This window comes from Microbacterium sp. PRF11 (assembly GCF_031844085.1).
Taxonomy (GTDB): domain Bacteria; phylum Actinomycetota; class Actinomycetes; order Actinomycetales; family Microbacteriaceae; genus Microbacterium.
In genome coordinates, this window is sequence record NZ_JAUZUP010000002.1 from 546,110 (window position 1) to 563,707 (window position 17,598).

At 72.3% G+C, this 17,598-nt stretch carries 12 protein-coding genes; 5 read left to right on the forward strand and 7 right to left on the reverse strand.

What is annotated here, in order from left to right; translation table 11 throughout:
* Window positions 1–36 precede the first annotated feature (36 nt).
* The 4 genes from Q9R20_RS08145 to Q9R20_RS08160 form a co-directional block, all read right to left on the reverse strand.
* Window positions 37–813 (reverse strand): DNA-formamidopyrimidine glycosylase family protein, encoded by a 777-nt coding sequence (locus Q9R20_RS08145; RefSeq protein ID WP_311248865.1) that lies wholly within the window; start codon window positions 811–813, stop codon window positions 37–39.
* Window positions 806–5,497, reverse strand: a complete 4,692-nt coding sequence (locus tag Q9R20_RS08150; RefSeq protein WP_311248866.1) for an ATP-dependent helicase — start codon at window positions 5,495–5,497, stop codon at window positions 806–808. Before Q9R20_RS08150 ends, Q9R20_RS08145 begins: the two co-directional genes overlap by 8 nt.
* 85 nt (window positions 5,498–5,582) lie before the next feature.
* On the reverse strand, window positions 5,583–7,178 hold the full coding sequence (locus tag Q9R20_RS08155) for an ATP-binding cassette domain-containing protein (protein ID WP_311248867.1): 1,596 nt from the start codon (window positions 7,176–7,178) through the stop codon (window positions 5,583–5,585).
* Between the two features lie 205 nt (window positions 7,179–7,383).
* Entirely contained in the window at window positions 7,384–8,052 is a 669-nt protein-coding gene (locus Q9R20_RS08160; RefSeq protein ID WP_311248868.1) for an alpha/beta fold hydrolase, read from the reverse strand.
* 378 nt (window positions 8,053–8,430) lie between these two features.
* On the opposite strand from Q9R20_RS08160, the gene Q9R20_RS08165 reads away from it, so the two are divergent.
* Complete coding sequence (locus Q9R20_RS08165) at window positions 8,431–9,045, forward strand: NUDIX hydrolase family protein (RefSeq protein WP_295839203.1); 615 nt, start codon at window positions 8,431–8,433, stop codon at window positions 9,043–9,045.
* A 52-nt stretch (window positions 9,046–9,097) separates the two neighbouring features.
* On the forward strand, window positions 9,098–11,020 hold the full coding sequence (locus tag Q9R20_RS08170) for a M3 family metallopeptidase (RefSeq protein WP_311248869.1): 1,923 nt from the start codon (window positions 9,098–9,100) through the stop codon (window positions 11,018–11,020).
* A 60-nt stretch (window positions 11,021–11,080) separates the two neighbouring features.
* Here the strand turns inward: Q9R20_RS08170 and Q9R20_RS08175 are convergent, their stop codons facing one another.
* The gene (locus Q9R20_RS08175) at window positions 11,081–12,148 is read right to left on the reverse strand and encodes a low specificity L-threonine aldolase (RefSeq protein ID WP_311248870.1); all 1,068 of its coding nucleotides are present in this window, start codon (window positions 12,146–12,148) and stop codon (window positions 11,081–11,083) included.
* 95 nt (window positions 12,149–12,243) lie between these two features.
* Here Q9R20_RS08175 and Q9R20_RS08180 point away from each other — a divergent pair, with 95 nt between their 5' ends.
* The gene (locus Q9R20_RS08180) at window positions 12,244–13,635 is read left to right on the forward strand and encodes an MFS transporter (protein ID WP_311248871.1); all 1,392 of its coding nucleotides are present in this window, start codon (window positions 12,244–12,246) and stop codon (window positions 13,633–13,635) included.
* Here the strand turns inward: Q9R20_RS08180 and Q9R20_RS08185 are convergent.
* The gene (locus tag Q9R20_RS08185; RefSeq protein ID WP_311248872.1) at window positions 13,632–14,330 is read right to left on the reverse strand and encodes an SDR family oxidoreductase; all 699 of its coding nucleotides are present in this window, start codon (window positions 14,328–14,330) and stop codon (window positions 13,632–13,634) included. The two genes, Q9R20_RS08180 and Q9R20_RS08185, sit on opposite strands and share 4 nt — an antisense overlap.
* Window positions 14,331–14,342: 12 nt before the next feature.
* Window positions 14,343–15,740, reverse strand: coding sequence for a DUF6421 family protein (locus Q9R20_RS08190; protein ID WP_311248989.1), 1,398 nt, complete (start codon window positions 15,738–15,740; stop codon window positions 14,343–14,345).
* A 108-nt stretch (window positions 15,741–15,848) separates the two neighbouring features.
* Between Q9R20_RS08190 and Q9R20_RS08195 the strand changes: the two genes are divergently transcribed.
* Complete coding sequence (locus Q9R20_RS08195; protein ID WP_311248873.1) at window positions 15,849–16,337, forward strand: Lrp/AsnC family transcriptional regulator; 489 nt, start codon at window positions 15,849–15,851, stop codon at window positions 16,335–16,337.
* Window positions 16,338–16,419: 82 nt separating this feature from the next.
* A complete protein-coding gene (locus Q9R20_RS08200) occupies window positions 16,420–17,583 on the forward strand; it encodes a histidine kinase (RefSeq protein ID WP_311248874.1) in 1,164 nt (387 codons plus the stop codon).
* The last annotated feature ends 15 nt before the right edge of the window (window positions 17,584–17,598 follow it).

Genomic DNA, 17,598 nt, shown 5'->3' on the forward strand with positions numbered 1-17,598 from the left:
GCGGAGAGGCCGACGACCGGGGCGCCCGCACCGGGATCAGCCCGGCTGGCAGGTGGGGCACCAGTACACGTCGCGCTCGGCCGTCGGATTGGCCCCGAGGGACGTCGCGCGAATGGGGGTGCCGCACCGCCGGCACGGCGCTCCCTCGCGTCCGTAGACCCAGAAGCGACGGCCCGGGCGGCTGTCGCCCGTGAACGTGCGTTCCGGACGCGGGAGGTTGGCCCGGATCATGCGCTCGCCGAGGGCGATGGTCGCTCGGGCGTCGATCTCGGTGGCGGGGGTGGTGGGGGCGATGCCGCGAACGAACAACAGCTCGTTCGCGTAGACGTTGCCGAAGCCGGCGACGTTGCGCTGGTCGAGCAGGGCGACGTGCGCGGGACGCTCGTCGACCGCCACGCGGCGGACGGCTTCGTCTTCGTCCCAGTCGTCGGCGAGCAGGTCGGGACCGAGGTGACCGATGACGGTGTGCTCGTCGCTCGTGCGCAGCACTTCCACCATGGCGAGGTCGAAACCGACCGCCTCTGCCGAGGCGACGCCGACGATCGCACGGGCCTTGAACGCCGCCCGACGCCATCTCTCGCCCGGACGATAGACGTCCCACCGGCCCTCCATCTTCAGGTGCGAGTGGAGCGTGTAGCCGCCGATCCGGTGGAGCAGGTGCTTACCGCGCGCGGCGACCTCGTGCACGGTCTCGCCGCGCAGGTCCGCGGTGGCGCTCCCGGGAACACGGATGTCGAAGCGCGTGACCACCTTGCCGGCGAGGGCGGCGTGGAGCTTCGCCGCCGCGCGGTAGACGGTGTCGCCCTCAGGCACGGGCGGCCTCGCGGAGGGAGTCGCCAGCGGTGAGCTTGCGCAGCGTCAGCCCCTTCGGCGACTCGACGAACCCGGCCTCGCGCAGCGCGCGTCCGACGGCGGTGCCGTAGACGAACTCGCCGTTGACCTGTTCGACCGTGAGCGTCTCGAGGTGGCGCTTCTTCGCGGTCTCGGCCAGGTGACGCGCGGCGGCCTGCAGGGGCGCCTCGTCGTCGGTGAAGGCCAGGGCGCTGCGGCCGCCGCGCTCGAGGTAGAGCGTGAGCTCGCCGTCGACGAGGACGACGAGGCCTCCGGCCTTGCGGCCGGGGCGATGGGTGACCCCCTCGATCGCGGGCCAGCCGAGGGCGGCGCCGTACGGGTTGGCGGGGTCGGTGGCCGCCAGCGTCATGGTGCGCAGGGGTGGCGGATCGGCCACCGCGGCGAACTCGCGCAGACGGTCGACGGTCGCCGAGGCCGCGAACTGCGCGGCGCCGAGCTTCTCGATGACGTACCCGCGTCGACAGTGCCCCGCCTCTTCGAACCCGTCGAGGATGCGGTACACCTGTGCGAATCCGCCCGGCACGCCCTCGGACTGCACCGCCCCCCGCGTGACGACGCCGTAGCGGTCGAGCAGCAGGCTGGCGGTGGCGGTGGCGCGTGCGGCGGCATCGGGCTCGCGCTCGGGCAGCAGCGACCAGCGGCCGCCGAGCGACGGGGGCCTGGGCGCCGAGGTAGCCCGCGGCATGGTGGCTCCGCGGTACATGCGGGCGCGGGGTGCCCGCCGTGCGACGCGGTGCGACTGGCCCCCACCGCTGAGGAGCGTGCGGACGGGGGCGAAGGTGTCGTTGGTGACCCTCCCGGCCCAGGTGAGGGCCCACAGCGCGTCGTTGACGGACTGCTCGTTCTCGGCGCCCGCGAGCTGCTTCAGCTGCGCCGCGAAGTAGGCCCCTCCACCCGCGAGGGCGGCGAGGAGGCGCGCCTCGAGGGAGTCGGGCGCGGGGTCGTCGGCGTCGTCGGGATCTTGCAGGGTGAAGGGCGCCGCCTCCGCGGGATGCAGGGCGATCCACCCGTCGCGCCCGGGGAGCGTGCCATGACCCGACCACACGACCTCACCGGTGGCCGTGAGCTCGTCGAGGAGGGCGGGGGAGTAGTCGGACACGCGCGAGGGCAGCACGAGCGACTCCCAGGCGCTCGCCGGGATCGGCACGCCGGCGAGCTGCTCGATGACGGCGAGCACGCCGTCGATGCCCTCGAGCGGGCGCCCGAGGTGCTGCCACACGGGGAGGAACCGCGCGTACGCCGTGGGCGGGACCGGCTCGACGCTGCCGCGGATCGCCGCGAGCGAGCGCATGCGCAGCCGGCGCAGGACCTCGACGTCGCACCACTCGGTGTCGTCGCCGCGCTGGGGGTCGCCGGTCCCTGAGCCCGTCGAAGGGTCGGGTAGGAAGAAACCGCTCGAGAGCCGACCCTGCGACTCCAACCGCTGCAGCGTGAGCCGTGCGACCGCCACGCCGACGCCGAGGCGTTCGGCGACCGCCTCGGTCGTGAACGGGGCGTGCGTGCGGGCGAAACGCGCGACGAGGTCACCGAGCGGATCGGGGAAGGGTTCGAGGAACGCGTTCGGGATGCCGACGGGAAGCGCCGCGCCGAGCGCGTCGCGGAGTCGCCCGGCGTCTTCGATTCCGGCGGTGCGGGAGACGCCCGCGATCGTCACGCGGATGGCGCGACGGTCGTCGACGAGGCCGGCGAGGTGCTGCTCGGCCTCGGCGAGCGCGTCGCCCTCGGTGTCGAGTCGCGCCGCCACCTCGGTCGCATCGAGAGGGCCGAGGATGCGGAGGAGGTCGGCCACGCCCTCGACGCCGCGCGCGCGCCGGTCGGGGTCGAGGCGCTGCGCCTCCCGCTCGAACTGGGCGATGACTTCGGGATCGAGGAGCTCGCGCATCTCGACCTTGCCGAGCAGTTCGCTCAGCAGCGCCGGGTCGACCGAGAGCGCCGCGGCCCGACGCTCGGCGAGGGGCGAATCGCCCTCGTACATGAACGCGCCGACATAGCCGAAGAGCAGATCGCGCGCGTAGGGCGACGGCTGCGACGTCGTGATCTCGACGAGGCGGATCTTCCGCTCGCCGATCTGCCGCGTCACCCGCAGGAGGGCGGGCAGGTCGTAGACGTCTTGCAGCACCTCGCGGAGGGTCTCGAGGATGATCGGGAAGGCCGGATGCCGTTTGGCGACCTCGAGCAGCTGAGCCGAGCGCTGGCGCTGCTGCCACAACGGCGAGCGGCGGTTCGGATTGAGGCGAGGCAGCAGCAGCGCCCGCGCCGCGCACTCGCGGAAGCGCGAGGCGAACAGCGCCGACCCGCCCACCTCGTCGGTGACAATCTGTTCGAGCTCGTCGGGCTCGAAGACGAAGAGGTCGGCTCCGGGCGGCTCGGCCGCGGCATCCGGGACGCGCGCGATGATCCCGTCGTCGCTCGCGACCGCGGCGCCCTCGACGCCGAGCCGCTCGCGGATGCGCGCGTTCACGGCCAGCGCCCACGGCGAATGCACCTGCATGCCGTACGGGGAATGCAGGATGATGCGCCAGTCGCCGACCTCGTCGCGGCTGCGCTCGACGGTGAGCGTGCGGTCGGTGGGCAGGCTGCCCGTGGCCTCGCGCTGCTCGGCGAGGTAGGCCAGGAGATTGGTGATGGCGTTGTCGTCGAGACCGGATTCCCGCAGCCGCTCCTCGGCCTTGACCCTGTCGACCCCGGCGATGTCGCGGGAGAACTTCCCCAGCGCCTCGCCCAGCTCGGCGGGGCGGCCGATACCGTCGCCGTGCCAGAACGGCAGCTTGCCGGGTTGCCCGAAGGCCGGGACGACGTTGACGCGGTCGTGCGTGATCTCGACGATGCGCCAGCTCGTGGTGCCCAGCGTGAACACGTCGTTGACCCGCGACTCGTAGACCATCTCTTCGTCGAGCTCGCCGACGCGGGCGTTCTGCGATTCTCCGGCCACGAACACGCCGAACAGGCCGCGGTCGGGGATGGTGCCGCCGCTGGTCACGGCCACGCGCTGCGCCCCGGGGCGACCGGTGAGCGTGCCCGCGTCGCGGTCCCAGACCAGGCGAGGGCGCAGCTCGGCGAACTCGTCGGAGGGGTAACGGCCCGCCAGCAGGTCGAGGGTGGCCTCGTAGGCGGAGCGGGGGAGGGAGCGGAACGGCGCGCTGCGCTTGACCGTCTCGAACCACTCTTCGACGTCGATCGAGCCCAGGGCCGAGGCGGCCACCGTCTGCTGCGCGAGGATGTCGAGCGGGTTCTGCGGCACGGAGATCGCCTCGATGCGACCGGCGAGCATGCGCTCGGTGACGACCGCGGTGTGCAGCACGTCGCTGCGGTGCTTGGGGAAGAGCGCTGCGCGGCTGACCTCGCCGACCTGGTGCCCGGCGCGGCCGACGCGCTGCAGGCCCGAGGCCGCGCTCGGCGGCGACTCGACCTGGATGACGAGATCGACCGAGCCCATGTCGATGCCGAGTTCGAGGCTGCTCGTCGCGACGACGCACCGGAGCGTGCCGGACTTCAGCTCGTCTTCGACCTGGGCGCGTTGCTCTTTCGAGACCGAGCCGTGGTGCGCCTTGGCGAGGATGGCCGCGACCCCGGCGGAGGATCCGGCCTGGGACATCTGCGCCGCAGGCACGGTCGGCTCGGGGACGTCGATGCCCTGGCGCTCGGCGTAGATCTCGTTGAGACGCCCGGTGAGACGCTCGGCCAGGCGGCGCGAGTTGGCGAACACGATGGTCGACCGGCGCTCGAGGATGCGATCGACGATCGCCTCCTCGACGTGCGGCCACACGGATCCCGAGACCTCGGTGCTCTCGGGGCGGTCGGAGAACCACTCGCCGTCGCCCGCCTGATCGGGATCGGGGGCGCCGGGAGGGGGCGGCGGGTTGAGCATGTCGTCGACGGGGACGACGACCGACAGGTCGAACGCCTTCGTGGCCTTGGGGGCGACGATGTCGACGGGCTGGGCGCCGCCGAGGAAGCGGGCCACCTCGTCGATCGGACGGACCGTCGCCGAGAGGCCGATGCGCTGTGCCGGGGAATCGAGCAGGGCGTCGAGCCGCTCGAGGCTCACGGCGAGGTGGGCGCCGCGCTTGGTCGCCGCGACCGCGTGCACCTCGTCGATGATGACGGTGTGCACGCCCCGCAGCGTCTCGGCCGCCTGGCTGGTGAGCATGAGGTAGAGCGACTCGGGGGTGGTGATGAGGATGTCGGGCGGGTCGGTGACGAGCTTGCGTCGGTCGCTCGAACTCGTGTCGCCGGAGCGCACGCCCACGGTGACGGCGGGCACCTGGATGCCGAGACGCCGGGCCGACTGCCCGATGCCCACGAGCGGCGAACGGAGGTTGCGCTCGACGTCGACGCCGAGCGCCTTGAGGGGCGAGATGTAGAGCACCCGGGTGGTGGTCGCCGGGGCCTTCGGCGCCGCCTTCTTCCCGCGCCGCGGGGGCTCGGCGGTGGGGGCCTCGGGCGCCTTCTCGGTGAAGATGCGGTCGATGGCGAAGAGGAAGGCGGAGAGCGTCTTTCCGGAGCCGGTCGGGGCGACGACGAGAGCGTTCCGCCCCGAGGACACGGAGTCCCACGCCCCCCTCTGCGCGTTGGTGGGCGCCGAGAAGGCGCCACGGAACCAGTCCTGCGTCGCAGGACCGAATCTCTCCAGCACGTCGGCCATGCCGACATCCTCCCCCGGACCTCCGACATCGGGTCGGGGTTGACGTTCGCCTGCCGCGGAACGCGCCCCCGCCGTGCCTCCCGCCTCACGGCGCGCGCTCCGTCAGCCGCCCGGCCTCGAGCTCCAGCCGGAGGTCGAGACCCACCCTCGCGAGGAAGGCGTCGTCGTGGCTGACCACCAGCACCGCGCCCCGATACGCCCGCAGCGCGTCGACCAGCTGGTCGACCGTGTCGAGATCGAGGTTGTTGGTGGGTTCGTCGAGCACGAGCAGCTGCGGGGGAGGGTCCGCGAGCAGCAGGCGCGCCAGCGCCACACGGAACCGCTCGCCCCCGGACAGCGCACCCACCGGCCGGCCGACCGCGTCGCCGCGCACGAGGAACCGTGCGAGGCGGTCGCGCACGAGCGGATGGGGGACGTTCGGCGCCGCAGCAGCGACGTTGTCGAGGACGGATGCCGAATCGTCGAGGTCGTCGAGCCGTTGCGGGAGGTAGCCGATCTGCTCGACGGTCGCGCGGGCGGAGATCCGACCCGTCGGGTCCCCGGCGCGGACGAGGCTCTCGAGGAGGGTCGTCTTCCCCGCGCCGTTGCGCCCGAGCAGGGCGACGCGTTCGCGACCGGTGACGATCCATTCGCGTTCGCCGTCGCCCAGCGACATGATGCGCCGCCCGGCCGCGTTGTCCGGATCGGGCAGGTCGATGCGCACCACATCGTCGTCGCGCACACGTGCCGACGCCTCGCTCAACGCCGCGCGGGCGGCATCCTCCTTCCCCCGCATCTCGGTGCTCAGCCGGCCCGCGCTCACCTGGGCCGCGTTGGCCCGTCCTCCGGCGATGATCTTGGGTACCCGCTTCTCGACCTGCGCCTTGTGCGCGACGCGGCTCCGCGCGGCGAGCTTGTCGGACGACTCGATGCGCTGCCGGCGCTCTCGGCGCAGTGTCCGGGCTGCGTCGCGCTCGGTCCGCACCGCGGCTTCCTGCTCCGCGTCGCGCTGTGCCCGCCAGGCGCTGTACGGACCACCGACGACACTGAGGGTCCTCCCGTACAGCTCGGCGGTGGCATCCATCTCCTCCAGCAGGCCGATGTCGTGACTGACGACGACGAGGGTGCCGGGCCAGGCGCGAACGAGGTCGCCCACCCGCGCCCGGGCGGCACGGTCCAGGTCGTTCGTCGGTTCATCGAGGAGCGTGATGTCGGCCGCGCGGGCGCGCAATGCCACGAGCGCGGCGAGCATGGTCTCGCCGCCGGACAGGTCCCCGACGCTCCGATCGAGCGCGTCCGGGGGCAGCCCCGCCTCGGCGAGGAGAGCGTGCGCGCGGGCTTCGACGTCCCAGTCGTCGCCGACCGCGTCGAAGTGCCGAGGATCGACGTCGCCCGCCTCGATCGCACGCAACGCGGCGAGGGGCTGGGCGACACCGAGCAGGTCCGCGACGGGTCGCCGCGGGTCGGACGCGGGGCGCTGCGGCAGCAGGGCCACGTCGCCGGATGCCGAGACCGTCCCCGCCGACGGGGCGAGGTGCCCCGCGGCCAGGCGCTGCAGCGTGGACTTGCCGGAACCGTTGCGACCGACGAGACCCGTACGGCCGCGGCCGACGGCACCCGAGACGTCGTCGAGGGCGACGGTGCCGTCGGGCCAGACGAGACGGACGTGGTCGAAGACGAGGGAGGGGGAGAGGGATGACATGACGGGACTCCGGAGACGCGGGATGCGCGGACACCGGACCCGTCCGCATCAGCGGAGGGCGGCCGAGAGAAACGGCGGGTCGACGGGTCAGCGCGCGGACAGGGGCGCGGAAGCGTCGACGATCTTCACCGGAGGGGACCTCGTTCTCGGGGACAGGGCTGCCCACGATAGCCGACCGGCGGCCATCGCGGTACCCCCCCCCGCCTCAGCTCCCGGCCGCGGCAACGCGGTCGGAGAGACGCGCGTCGAGGAAAGCGCGCACGTCGTCGAGTTCGGCCTGCGAGATGGAGTGGGTCAGGCCCGGGTACACGCGACCGCTGAGATCGCTGTGGGTGGGCAGCCATTGCGCCGTCATGTCGACGAGGTGCGGCGGGATGACGTCGTCGGCCGCTCCCCGGCCCCAGAACACCGGCGGTCGACGTTCGGCGAGGACGGCGTCGCCCGCGAGCTCGCCGCCCGCCGCGTAACCGGCGATCACGACGGCGAACGACACGGCATCGGGCGCGAGACGCAGTGTCTGCAGCGCCACCGCGCCGCCCTGCGAGAAACCGAGGAGCCCCACGGGTCGGTCGCCCACGGCGGTGCGGACGAAGGCGAGCACCGCGTGCGCCGCGCTCGTGACGGCGTCGGGATCGCGCCCGTCGAGGCCCTCGATCGGGTACCACGAAGCGCCCGGCATGGGCCAGGGCGGGGCGAGCGGTGCGCGCACGCTCGCCACGACGTACTCGGCGGGCAGATACGGCACGAGTCCGAACAGGTCGTTCTCGTCGGAGCCGTAGCCGTGCAGGAGCAGCAGCACGGGCCGCTCGCCCCGCTCGTCGGCCGGCGCCGACCAGCGCACGACGGAGGGGTCGAGGGAGAGATGCGCGCTCATTCCGCCATTGTCGCAGCGGCCTCCGACATCGGGGCGGCTGGGTTCCGCGGAGGCCGGCCTGCGCCCGGTCCCGCCATGACGTGACGGGAGGGGATGCGGGCAGGGGAGGGCGGAACGGGCGGGAAACGCCCTCCCCGCGGGGATTCCCCTCCCCTCACGGACGCTGTGCCTCCGCTCATGGTCGCCACGCCTGCGCCCGGGCCCGCCGTGACGGGAGGGGATGCGGGCAGGGGAGGGCGGGTTCGGCGGGAACCGCCCTCCCCGCGCCGATTCCCCTCCCCTCCCGGGCCCCGCGGCCCTCCCCTCCCGGCCCCGCGCCGCGCCCCTCGCGGTGCGGGACACGCGGCATCCGGAGCGGTCCGTTGATATACAGGGAGCATGCCCGTGCGCACCCCCGACCCCGAACCCGGCGACAACGGCGACGAGAACGAGCCGCTCGCCGCGTCGTTCTCCGGCGCGTCCGGAGGTCCGAACCCCAATCCGGGATGGCTCAGCGAGGTCGAGCTCGCCGAGGCGCGCCGCCGTCTGCCGATGCTCTACGTCGAGGCGCTGCCGGTGCGCACCGACGGCATGGGCGCGGTGACGCAGGTCGGCATCCTGCTGCGGGCGACGCCGCTCGGCGAGATGACGCGCACGCTCGTGTCGGGGCGCGTCCGCTACGGCGAGACCGTTCGCGATGCGCTGTTCCGCCACCTCGAGAACGATCTCGGGCCGATGGCCTTCCCCCTGCTCCCGCCGCAGCCGACGCCGTTCACGGTCGCCGAGTACTTCCCGCTCCCCGGCGTGAGCGCGTTCCACGACGATCGACAGCACGCCGTGTCGCTCGCGTACGTCGTGCCGGTCACGGGCACGTGCGAACCGCGTCAGGACGCGCTCGAGGTCACCTGGCTCTCGCCGCAGGAAGCGGCATCCGATGCCCTGTCCGACGAGATGGAGGGCGGTCGCGGCACGCTGATCCGCCTGGCGCTGGCCTCGGTGGGTGCGCTGCGCTGAGGTCGCCCGGTCGGGGATTGCCGGTGTCGGTGGCCCTGCCTAGGGTCGGAGGATGCCGGATTCTCCCCTGGAACCCCTGTCCCTGCCGCGTGAACTCGACGCGTGGCGCGCGTTCGCCGCGGACCGTCCCGTCGAGCGGCTCGAACGTGTCGCCGCGATCGATCAGCGCCTCATCTCCGAGCCCGGGCTCTCGCTGCACGAGCGTTTGGCGCTGTGGAACGAGGCCGACATCGCGCTCGCCGAAGCCGCCGCCCCCTCGCACCTGATCAGCGAGTCGCACCCCGACGCCGGGGTGCGCGAGACGGCCGAGAAGCAGGCGCAGGCGGTCGACGCGGTGCAGTCGCGCCGCCTGCTCGACCGCGACCTGTGGAGCGTGTTCGCTGACGCCGACGAAAGCGGCCTCGAGCCCGACGAGCAGCGGTTCCTCTCGCAGGTGCGTCGCGACTTCCGCCGGGGCGGCGTCGACCTGTCGGATGCCGATCGCGATCGCGTCCGAGAGCTGACCGACCGCGACACCGAGCTGTCGTTGACGTTCTCGCGCAACATCCGCGAGGGCCGTCGTGAGATCCGCGTCCCCGCGGCCGCGCTCGACGGATTGCCCGACGACTTCCTCGCCGAGCACCCCGCCGACGACGAGGGGATGGTGACCCTCACCACCGAGTACACCGACCTCATGCCCGTGCGCGAGTACGCCCGTGACCGTTCGGTGCGTCACGCCCTGGTGTCGGCGTACAACGATCTCGCCTGGCCCGACAACGAGCCGGTGCTCGCCGAGCTGCTCGCCGTGCGGGCCGAGCGGGCCGCTCTGCTCGGGTACGGCGACTGGGCCGACTATGAGACCGAGACGCGCATGATCGGCTCGAGCACGGCCGTCCGCACCTTCCTGGAACGCATCGCCGACGCGGCGGCCCCGGCCGCCGCCGACGAGTACGAGCGCGTGCTCGAGCGGCTGCGCCGCGATGATCCCGCGGCCGAGGCGGTCACGATCGCCGACTTCTGGTACGTGCTCGGCGCGCTCAAGCGCGAGGAGTACGACGTCGACGCGCAGCTCGTGCGCTCGTACTTCCGCTTCGATCGGGTGCTCGACGGGGTGCTCGCGACCACCGGGCGTCTGCTCGACGTGACCTACGTGCCCGTCGACGCCCCGTCCTGGCACGACGACGTGCGCACGTACGACGTGGTGCGCGGTGCGGAGCGGCTCGGCCGCATCCACCTCGACCTGCACCCGCGCGAGGGCAAGTACAACCACGCCGCCTGCTTCGGTCTCGCGCCCGGCATCAGCGGTCGCGCGCTGCCCGAGTCGGTGCTGCTGTGCAACTTCTCGCGGGGGCTCCTCGAGCACGACGAGGTCGTGACGTTCTTCCACGAGTTCGGCCACCTCGTCCACGACATCCTCGGCGGTCACCAGAAGTGGGCGCGGTGGACCGGGGTCGCGACCGAGTGGGACTTCGTCGAAGCGCCGAGCCAGCTGCTCGAGGAGTGGGCGTGGGACGCCGGGGCGCTGGCCGTCTTCGCGCACAACGACGCGGGCGAGCCCATCCCGGCCGAGCTCGTCGAGCGCATGCGCACCGCCGACGCGTTCGGACGGGGCCTGGAGGTCACCCGGCAGCTCGGCCACGCCACGACCTCGTACCGTCTGCACGTCGATCGTCCCGCCGATCTCGCGAGCGCGGTCGACGGGTACTACCGCGCGGCCAGCCCGGTGACACCCCTCGACGGGTCGCACTCGTACGCCGGCTTCGGGCACCTCACCGGCTACGGCGCGTGCTACTACACGTATCAGTGGAGCCTCGTCATCGCGCGCGATCTGCTGTCGGCGTTCGGCGACCATCTGTTCGACGTCGACACGGCCACCCGGTACCGCCGCGAGATCCTCGAGCCGGGCGGCACGCGCGACGCCCAGGAGCTCGTCGAGTCGTTCCTCGGTCGCGAGTCGACCTTCGACGCCTACCGCGACTGGCTCGGCGGGGCCTGAGACGGCGAGAGCCGCGGCATCCCGGAACGGATGCCGCGGCCCTCAGCGCTCGCGCGGGCCTCAGGCGGTCGTCTCCCTCGCGATCGCGGCGACGAAGGCGTCGATGTCGGACTCGGTCGTGTCGAAGGAGCACATCCACCGCACCTCGCGGCGCAGTTCGTCCCAATCGTAGAAGCGGAAGCTCTGACGGAGGCGGTCGGCGACGCCGGCCGGGAGGGTCGCGAAGACGCCGTTGGCCTGGGTGGGCTGCGTGAACTCGACGCCGCGGATCGAGCCGTCGGCGAGCCCCGCCTCGACGCCGGCGCGCAGACGCTGCGCCATGGCGTTCGAGTGCCGTGCGTTCTCGAGCCACAGGTCGTCGTCGAGCAGGGCGACCAGCTGGGCCGAGACGAAGCGCATCTTGCTGGAGAGCTGCATGTCGAGCTTGCGCAGGTAGGTCAGGCCCGTGGACGCCTCAGGGTCGAGAACGACGATCGCCTCCCCGATCATGGCGCCGTTCTTCGTCCCGCCGAAGCTCAGCACGTCGACTCCCGCGTCGCGCGTGAAGGCGCGCAGGGGCACGTCGAGGGCCGCGGCGGCGTTCGCGATGCGCGCGCCGTCCATGTGCAGGCGCATGCCGTGCCCGTGCGCGTGCGCGGCGAGCTCGCGGATCTCCTCGACCGTGTACAGGGTGCCGAGCTCGGTGGACTGGGTGATCGACACCACCAGCGGCTGCGCACGGTGCTCGTCGCCCCAGCCCCAGGCCTCGCGGTCGACGAGCTCGGGGGTGAGCTTGCCATCGTCGGTGGGCACCGTCAGCAGCTTGATGCCGCCGACGCGTTCGGGGGCTCCGCCCTCGTCGACATTGATGTGAGCGGTGGATGCCGAGATCACGGCGCCCCACCGGGGGAGCATCGACTGCAGCCCGACGACGTTGGCGCCCGTGCCGTTGAAGACGGGGTACGCCTCGACGCCTTCGCCGAGTAGGGAGACGAAGAGCTCCTGCAGGCGGGCGGTGTAGACGTCTTCGCCGTAGGCGACCTGGTGGCCTTCGTTGGCCGCGGCGATCGCGGCGAGGACGCGGGGGTGGATTCCGGAGTAGTTGTCGGAGGCGAAACCGCGCACCGAGGAGTCGTGGAGGGATGTCACCGATCCAGCGTAGTCACGCCGCCCGAGGCCGTCGCGTGCCCCCGCGGTCGCACTCCCCCTGGCCGATGTCGGAGGTCGGGTCTACCGTGATCGCCATGACCGATTCGCCGACGCCCGCCGCCTCGTCCGGCGCGGCCGTCGCCCCGGCCGGCGGACACCGCACCTTCCTCGCGGTGCTCGTCAACACGGCCGCGGCCAACGTGACCACGAGTTTCCTGTGGTTCGCGCTCACCTTCTGGGTGTACCTCGAGACCCGGTCGGTCCTGGCCACGGGCATCGTGGGCGGCGCGTACATGCTGCTGCTGGCGATCTTCGCGATGGTCTTCGGCTCCCTCGTCGACCGCCACCGCAAGCACCGGGTCATGGTGTTCTCGGGCGTCGTCACGCTGACGGCGTTCCTGCTGGCGGGGGCGCTGTGGCTGGCCTTCCCCGAGGCGGCGCTGCTCGATCTGGGCGGCCCCTGGTTCTGGCTGTTCTCGGGTGTCATCCTGGCGGGCGCCGTGGTCGAGAACATGCGCAACATCGCACTGTCGACCACCGTCACCCTGCTGGTCCCCGTCGAGAGGCACGCCAACGCGAACGGTCTCGTCGGCACGGTTCAGGGGCTGGCGTTCGTCGTCACGAGCGTGTTCAGCGGCCTGTCGGTGGGGTTCCTGGGGATGGGGTGGACGCTGGCGATCGCGATCGCCTTCACTCTCGTCGCCCTCGTGCACCTGTTCACGATCCGCATCCCCGAGGAGCGCCCGGCCGCCGCCGACGAGCCGGGCCCCCTGGTCGACCTTCGTGGGGCGGTCCGGGCCGTTCGTGCCGCGCCGGGCCTGTTCGCGCTCATCGTCTTCTCCACCTTCAACAACCTCATCGGCGGCGTCTACATGGCGCTGATGGATCCCTACGGCCTCGAGATCTTCAGTGTGCAGCTGTGGGGCATCGTCCTCGGCGTCACGGCGACGGGTTTCATCATCGGCGGCGGTCTCGTCGCGAAGTTCGGTCTCGGCAAGAACCCCATCCGCACGATGCTGTGGATCGTCATGGCGATGGGCGTGCTCGGCGCCGTCTTCGTGCTGCGCGATTGGTGGTGGCTCTACGCCGCCGGCATCTGGGTGTACATGGCGCTCATCCCGCCCGTCGAGGCCGCCGAGCAGACCGTCATCCAGAAGGTGGTGCCCTTCGCCACCCAGGGGCGGGTCTTCGGTTTCGCCGCCGCTTTCGAGTCCGCGGCCGCGCCGGTGACGTCGTTCCTCATCGCCCCGATCGCGCAGTTCCTGATCATCCCGTACATGGACGGCGCCGAGGGGCGAGCGACGTGGGGGTGGCTGCTCGGCGACGGTCAGTCGCGGGGTATCGCGCTCGTGTTCGTCATCGCCGGGCTGATCATGGTCGTCGCGGCCGGGCTCGCCTTCCTGACCCGCTCGTACCGCATCCTGTCGACGCAGTACCGCACGGCCGAGGTGAACGCCGACGTCGCCGACGCGGCGGAGCGCGCTTAACCTCCCGCGACCACCTCGACCACGCGGTCGTTGGCCGCCGTGGCGGGCGCGTCCCACAGCGCGAGGAACGCGTCGGCGAGCACCTGTTCGGCTCCCGCCAGGGTCCTCGCGCGGAAGACGACCGCCGCGGCGCGGAGCTCGCGTTCGGTGTCGCGGGCGTCCTTCGCGAATCCCTGGGCGACGGCACGCGTCCACGCCTCGCTCGCCGCCTTCACGGCGGCATAGTTCGCGCCGCCCGCCAGCGGACGCGCGACGGCCGTCGACGACACGATGGCGAGCCGGCCGGCATCCGAGGCGCGCAGGTCGTCGTCGAAGGTGCGCGACACGTTCCGGAGCGCCGTGAAGGAGCGCAGGAGGAAGGAGAGGTCCTCATCGCTCTGCCCGGCGAGTCCGCCGCCGCCGCGCCAGCCTCCGACCAGGTGCAGCAGGCCGTCGACCGGGCCGTACCTCTCGTACATGCGATCGCGCAGCGCCTCGACGGCGGCCGGGTCGGTCAGGTCGCAGCGTTCGAGGTCGACGCCGGGGACGTCCGTCGCGAGGTCGCGGAGGCGTCCGTCGTCGGTTCCGACGACGATCACGCGGGCGCCCGCACGGCGCAGCGTCCGAGCGCACGTGCGCCCTGCGTCGCTCGTCCCGCCGGCCAGCAGCACCCGTCGTCCGCGCACCCCGGGTGCCGTCCCCGTCTCGTGGCCCATGACCCCGGGGCGTCAGTCGGTCCCGCGGATGCCCGCGGTCGACGCGATCACCGGGCGCATCTTCTTCTCGAGCGCCTCGAAGAACATCGACAGGGGGAACTCGTCGTCGAGCACCGCATCGGTGTAGCCCTTCGGAAGTCCCGCGAGCACCTCGTCGGACAGGCCCCGCGCCCACGCCGATGCGGGGTGGGGCGTGACGACCGAGCGCACCAGGTCGTAGGCGGCGAGCCAGTGTGCGACCTTGGGGCGGTCGATCGAGCGCCAGTACAGCTCGTCGATGGCGTCGGCCAAGGCGATGACCGCGCCGGGGACCTCGTCCCAGTCGAAGGCGAGCGAGGTGTCGGTCCAGTGCAGCACCCGGTGCTGGTGCAGCCAGGCGAACAGGAGCTGCCCGCCGAGCCCGTCGTAGTTGCGCACGCGCGAGCCGGTGATGGCGAAGCGGAAGATGCGGTCGAAGATCACGGCGTACTGCACGAGCTCGGCGTGCTCCAGCATCGCCTGCTCCGCGTCGTCGAGGTCGTCGCGCGTCGAGAGCCGCTTCTGCAGGGACACGCACTCGCGGAACGCGGTCAGATCGCACCGCAGCTCCTCGAGCGAGTAGAGGAAGAACGGCATCCGCTGCTTGATCATGAAGGGGTCGAAGGGGAGATCGCCGCGCATGTGCGTGCGGTCGTGGATGAGGTCCCATGTGACGAACGTCTGCTCCGCGAGCTCCTGGTCGTCGAGGAGGCGCGCGGCCGCGGCGGGCAGCTCGAGCTTGGTGATCTCGGCGGCGGCCCGGGTGACGCGGCGGTAGCGCGCGGCCTCGCGGTCCTGGAAGATCGCACCCCACGTGAACGTCGGGATCTCGCGCATCGCCACGGTCTCGGGGAAGAGCACGGCGGAGTTGGTGTCGTAGCCCGGGGTGAAATCGATCAGTCGGAGCGAGACGAACAGGCGGTTGGTGTACTCCGTCTCGAGCCGGGCGATGAACTCCGGCCAAATGGCCTCGACGAGCACGGCCTCGACGAACCGATCGCTCGACCCGTTCTGCGTGTACATCGGGAAGACGACCAGGTGACGGATGCCGTCGACCCGGTGCTGCTGCGGCTGGAACGCCGCGAGGGAGTCGAGGAAGTCGGGGACGCCGAGCCCCTCGTCGCGCCAGCGGCGGAAGTCGGCGATCGACGCGCGCAGGTACGCGTCGTCGTGGGGGAACAGGGGCGCGAGCGCGTCGATCGCCTCGACGACGTCGTCGAGGAGCGGAGCTGCCGCGTCGGTGTCGGCGATGGAGCCGTCCTTGACCTGCAGGGCCTGCAGGGCGGTGGCGGCGGCCTTGAGCTGCGCCCAGGCGGGAGTCTGCTCGACCGTGTCGACGGTGCGACCGTCGAGGAGATCGTGGGCGGCACGGGTGGGCGGCGCGATGGTCATGGCATCCTCCGTTCGAAGCTGTAAATATTCCTGCTGAAACGTCATGCTAACGGAAAACTTACGGATCACGCCAGGGTCGTCGTCGGCCGCCCTGATACTGTCGAGCGCATGACCGAGGCCCCCTCCCGTACCCCGCGCCTCGAGGACTCCGTCGATGCGGCGATCGTGCGGGAGATCTCGCTCGACGCCCGGGCGACGCTGTCGCACCTGTCGGAACGCGTGGGGCTCTCGGTCTCGGCGGTGCAGTCGCGACTGCGTCGTCTGGAGGCCCGCGGAATCGTCCGCGGCTACCGCCCGATCCTCGACGCCGAGGCCCTGGGGCGTCCCCTCGCGGCGTTCGTCGAGATCACGCCGCTCGATCCCGCTCAGCCCGACAACGCCCCCGAACTCCTCGCGCACCTCGGGGCGATCGAGGCCTGCCACTCCATCGCGGGAGAGGCGGCCTACATGCTGTTCGTCCGCGTCCCCACCCCGCGCGATCTCGAAGACCTCATCCGCGACATCCGCGCCGCCGCCCAGGTGAACACCCGCACCACGGTCGTGCTGCAGACCTTCTTCGAGGCGCGTCCCATCGAACCGGCGGGATTCCCGGCCTAGCCCACCGGCATCCTCCCCGCGGCCCACGGGATACATCGCGCGAGGGATGCCGCTCGCCCGCCCTCCCCGTAGCGTGGTGGCGATGCTCACCTTCCGTCCGCTGCAGCGCTACCAGATCGCCATCGACATCGGCGTGGCCGCATTCTTCGGGCTGCTCGTGCTCGCGGCCGAACTGGTCGTCGACGCCACGGCCACGGGCGCCCTCGGCGCGGTGGCCGTCGCGCTGGTCTTCAGCGCCGCCCTGGCCTTCCGCCGCCTGCACCCGGCGCTCGCCCTGGCGCTGGCGTGGTTCGGAGCCCTCACGCAGATGGGCTTCGGGCGCCCGCCCTCGCCGAGCGACCTGGCGATCTTCGCCGTCCTGTACGGCACGGCGGCGTACGGAACGAAAGCGGTGTTCTGGACCGGCTTCGGCTCGGGCATCGCGGGGGCGATCATCGTCCCCGCGTACCTGGTGGGTCGCGACCTCGTGCAACCGCCGAACTCCACCGCCTGGTTCGCCGCCGGCGCTCTGCTGTTCGCCGCGGGCTTCGCCCTCATGCTCTCGTGGGTGTCGGGCGCGCTGGTGCGCACGGCCATGCGCGCGTCCGCGACGAGCCGCGCCCAGCGTGCGGCCGAGGCGGAGATGATCGCCGAGCAGCAGCGCGTGCACATCGCCCGCGACATGCACGACGTCGTCGCCCACTCGCTCGCGGTGGTCATCGCCCAGGCCGACGGCGCCCGCTACGCCGCCGCGACCGACCCGGGCGCCACCTCCGAGGCGCTGGCGACGATCTCGTTGACCGCCCGTTCCGCCCTCACCGACGTACGCCTGCTGCTCACGCAGCTGCGACACAGCCAGAGCGCGGGTCCGCAGCCGACCCTCGCCGATCTCGACGAGCTGTACGAGCGCATGCGCGCGGCGGGTGTCGACCTCGACGTCGTCGTCGACCCGGTCCCGCCGGGCGTCCCGCCCGCCGCGATCCAGCTCGCGGTCTACCGCATCATGCAGGAAGCGCTCACCAACGCCCTGCGGCACGGTGTCGACCCACACGTGCGCGTGCACCTGGGATGGGAGTCCGACCGGGTCGACCTGTCGGTGCGCAACGCCCGGTCGACGGCATCCGTTCCCGCGGCGACCCCCACCGGTGGGCACGGGCTCATCGGCATGCGCGAACGCGCGCAGCTCGTCGGCGGGCACCTGACCGCGGGTCCCGAATACGGCGAGTTCGTCGTCCGCGCGACCCTGCCGATCGGACCGCCCGCGTGAGCCCCGTGTCGACTC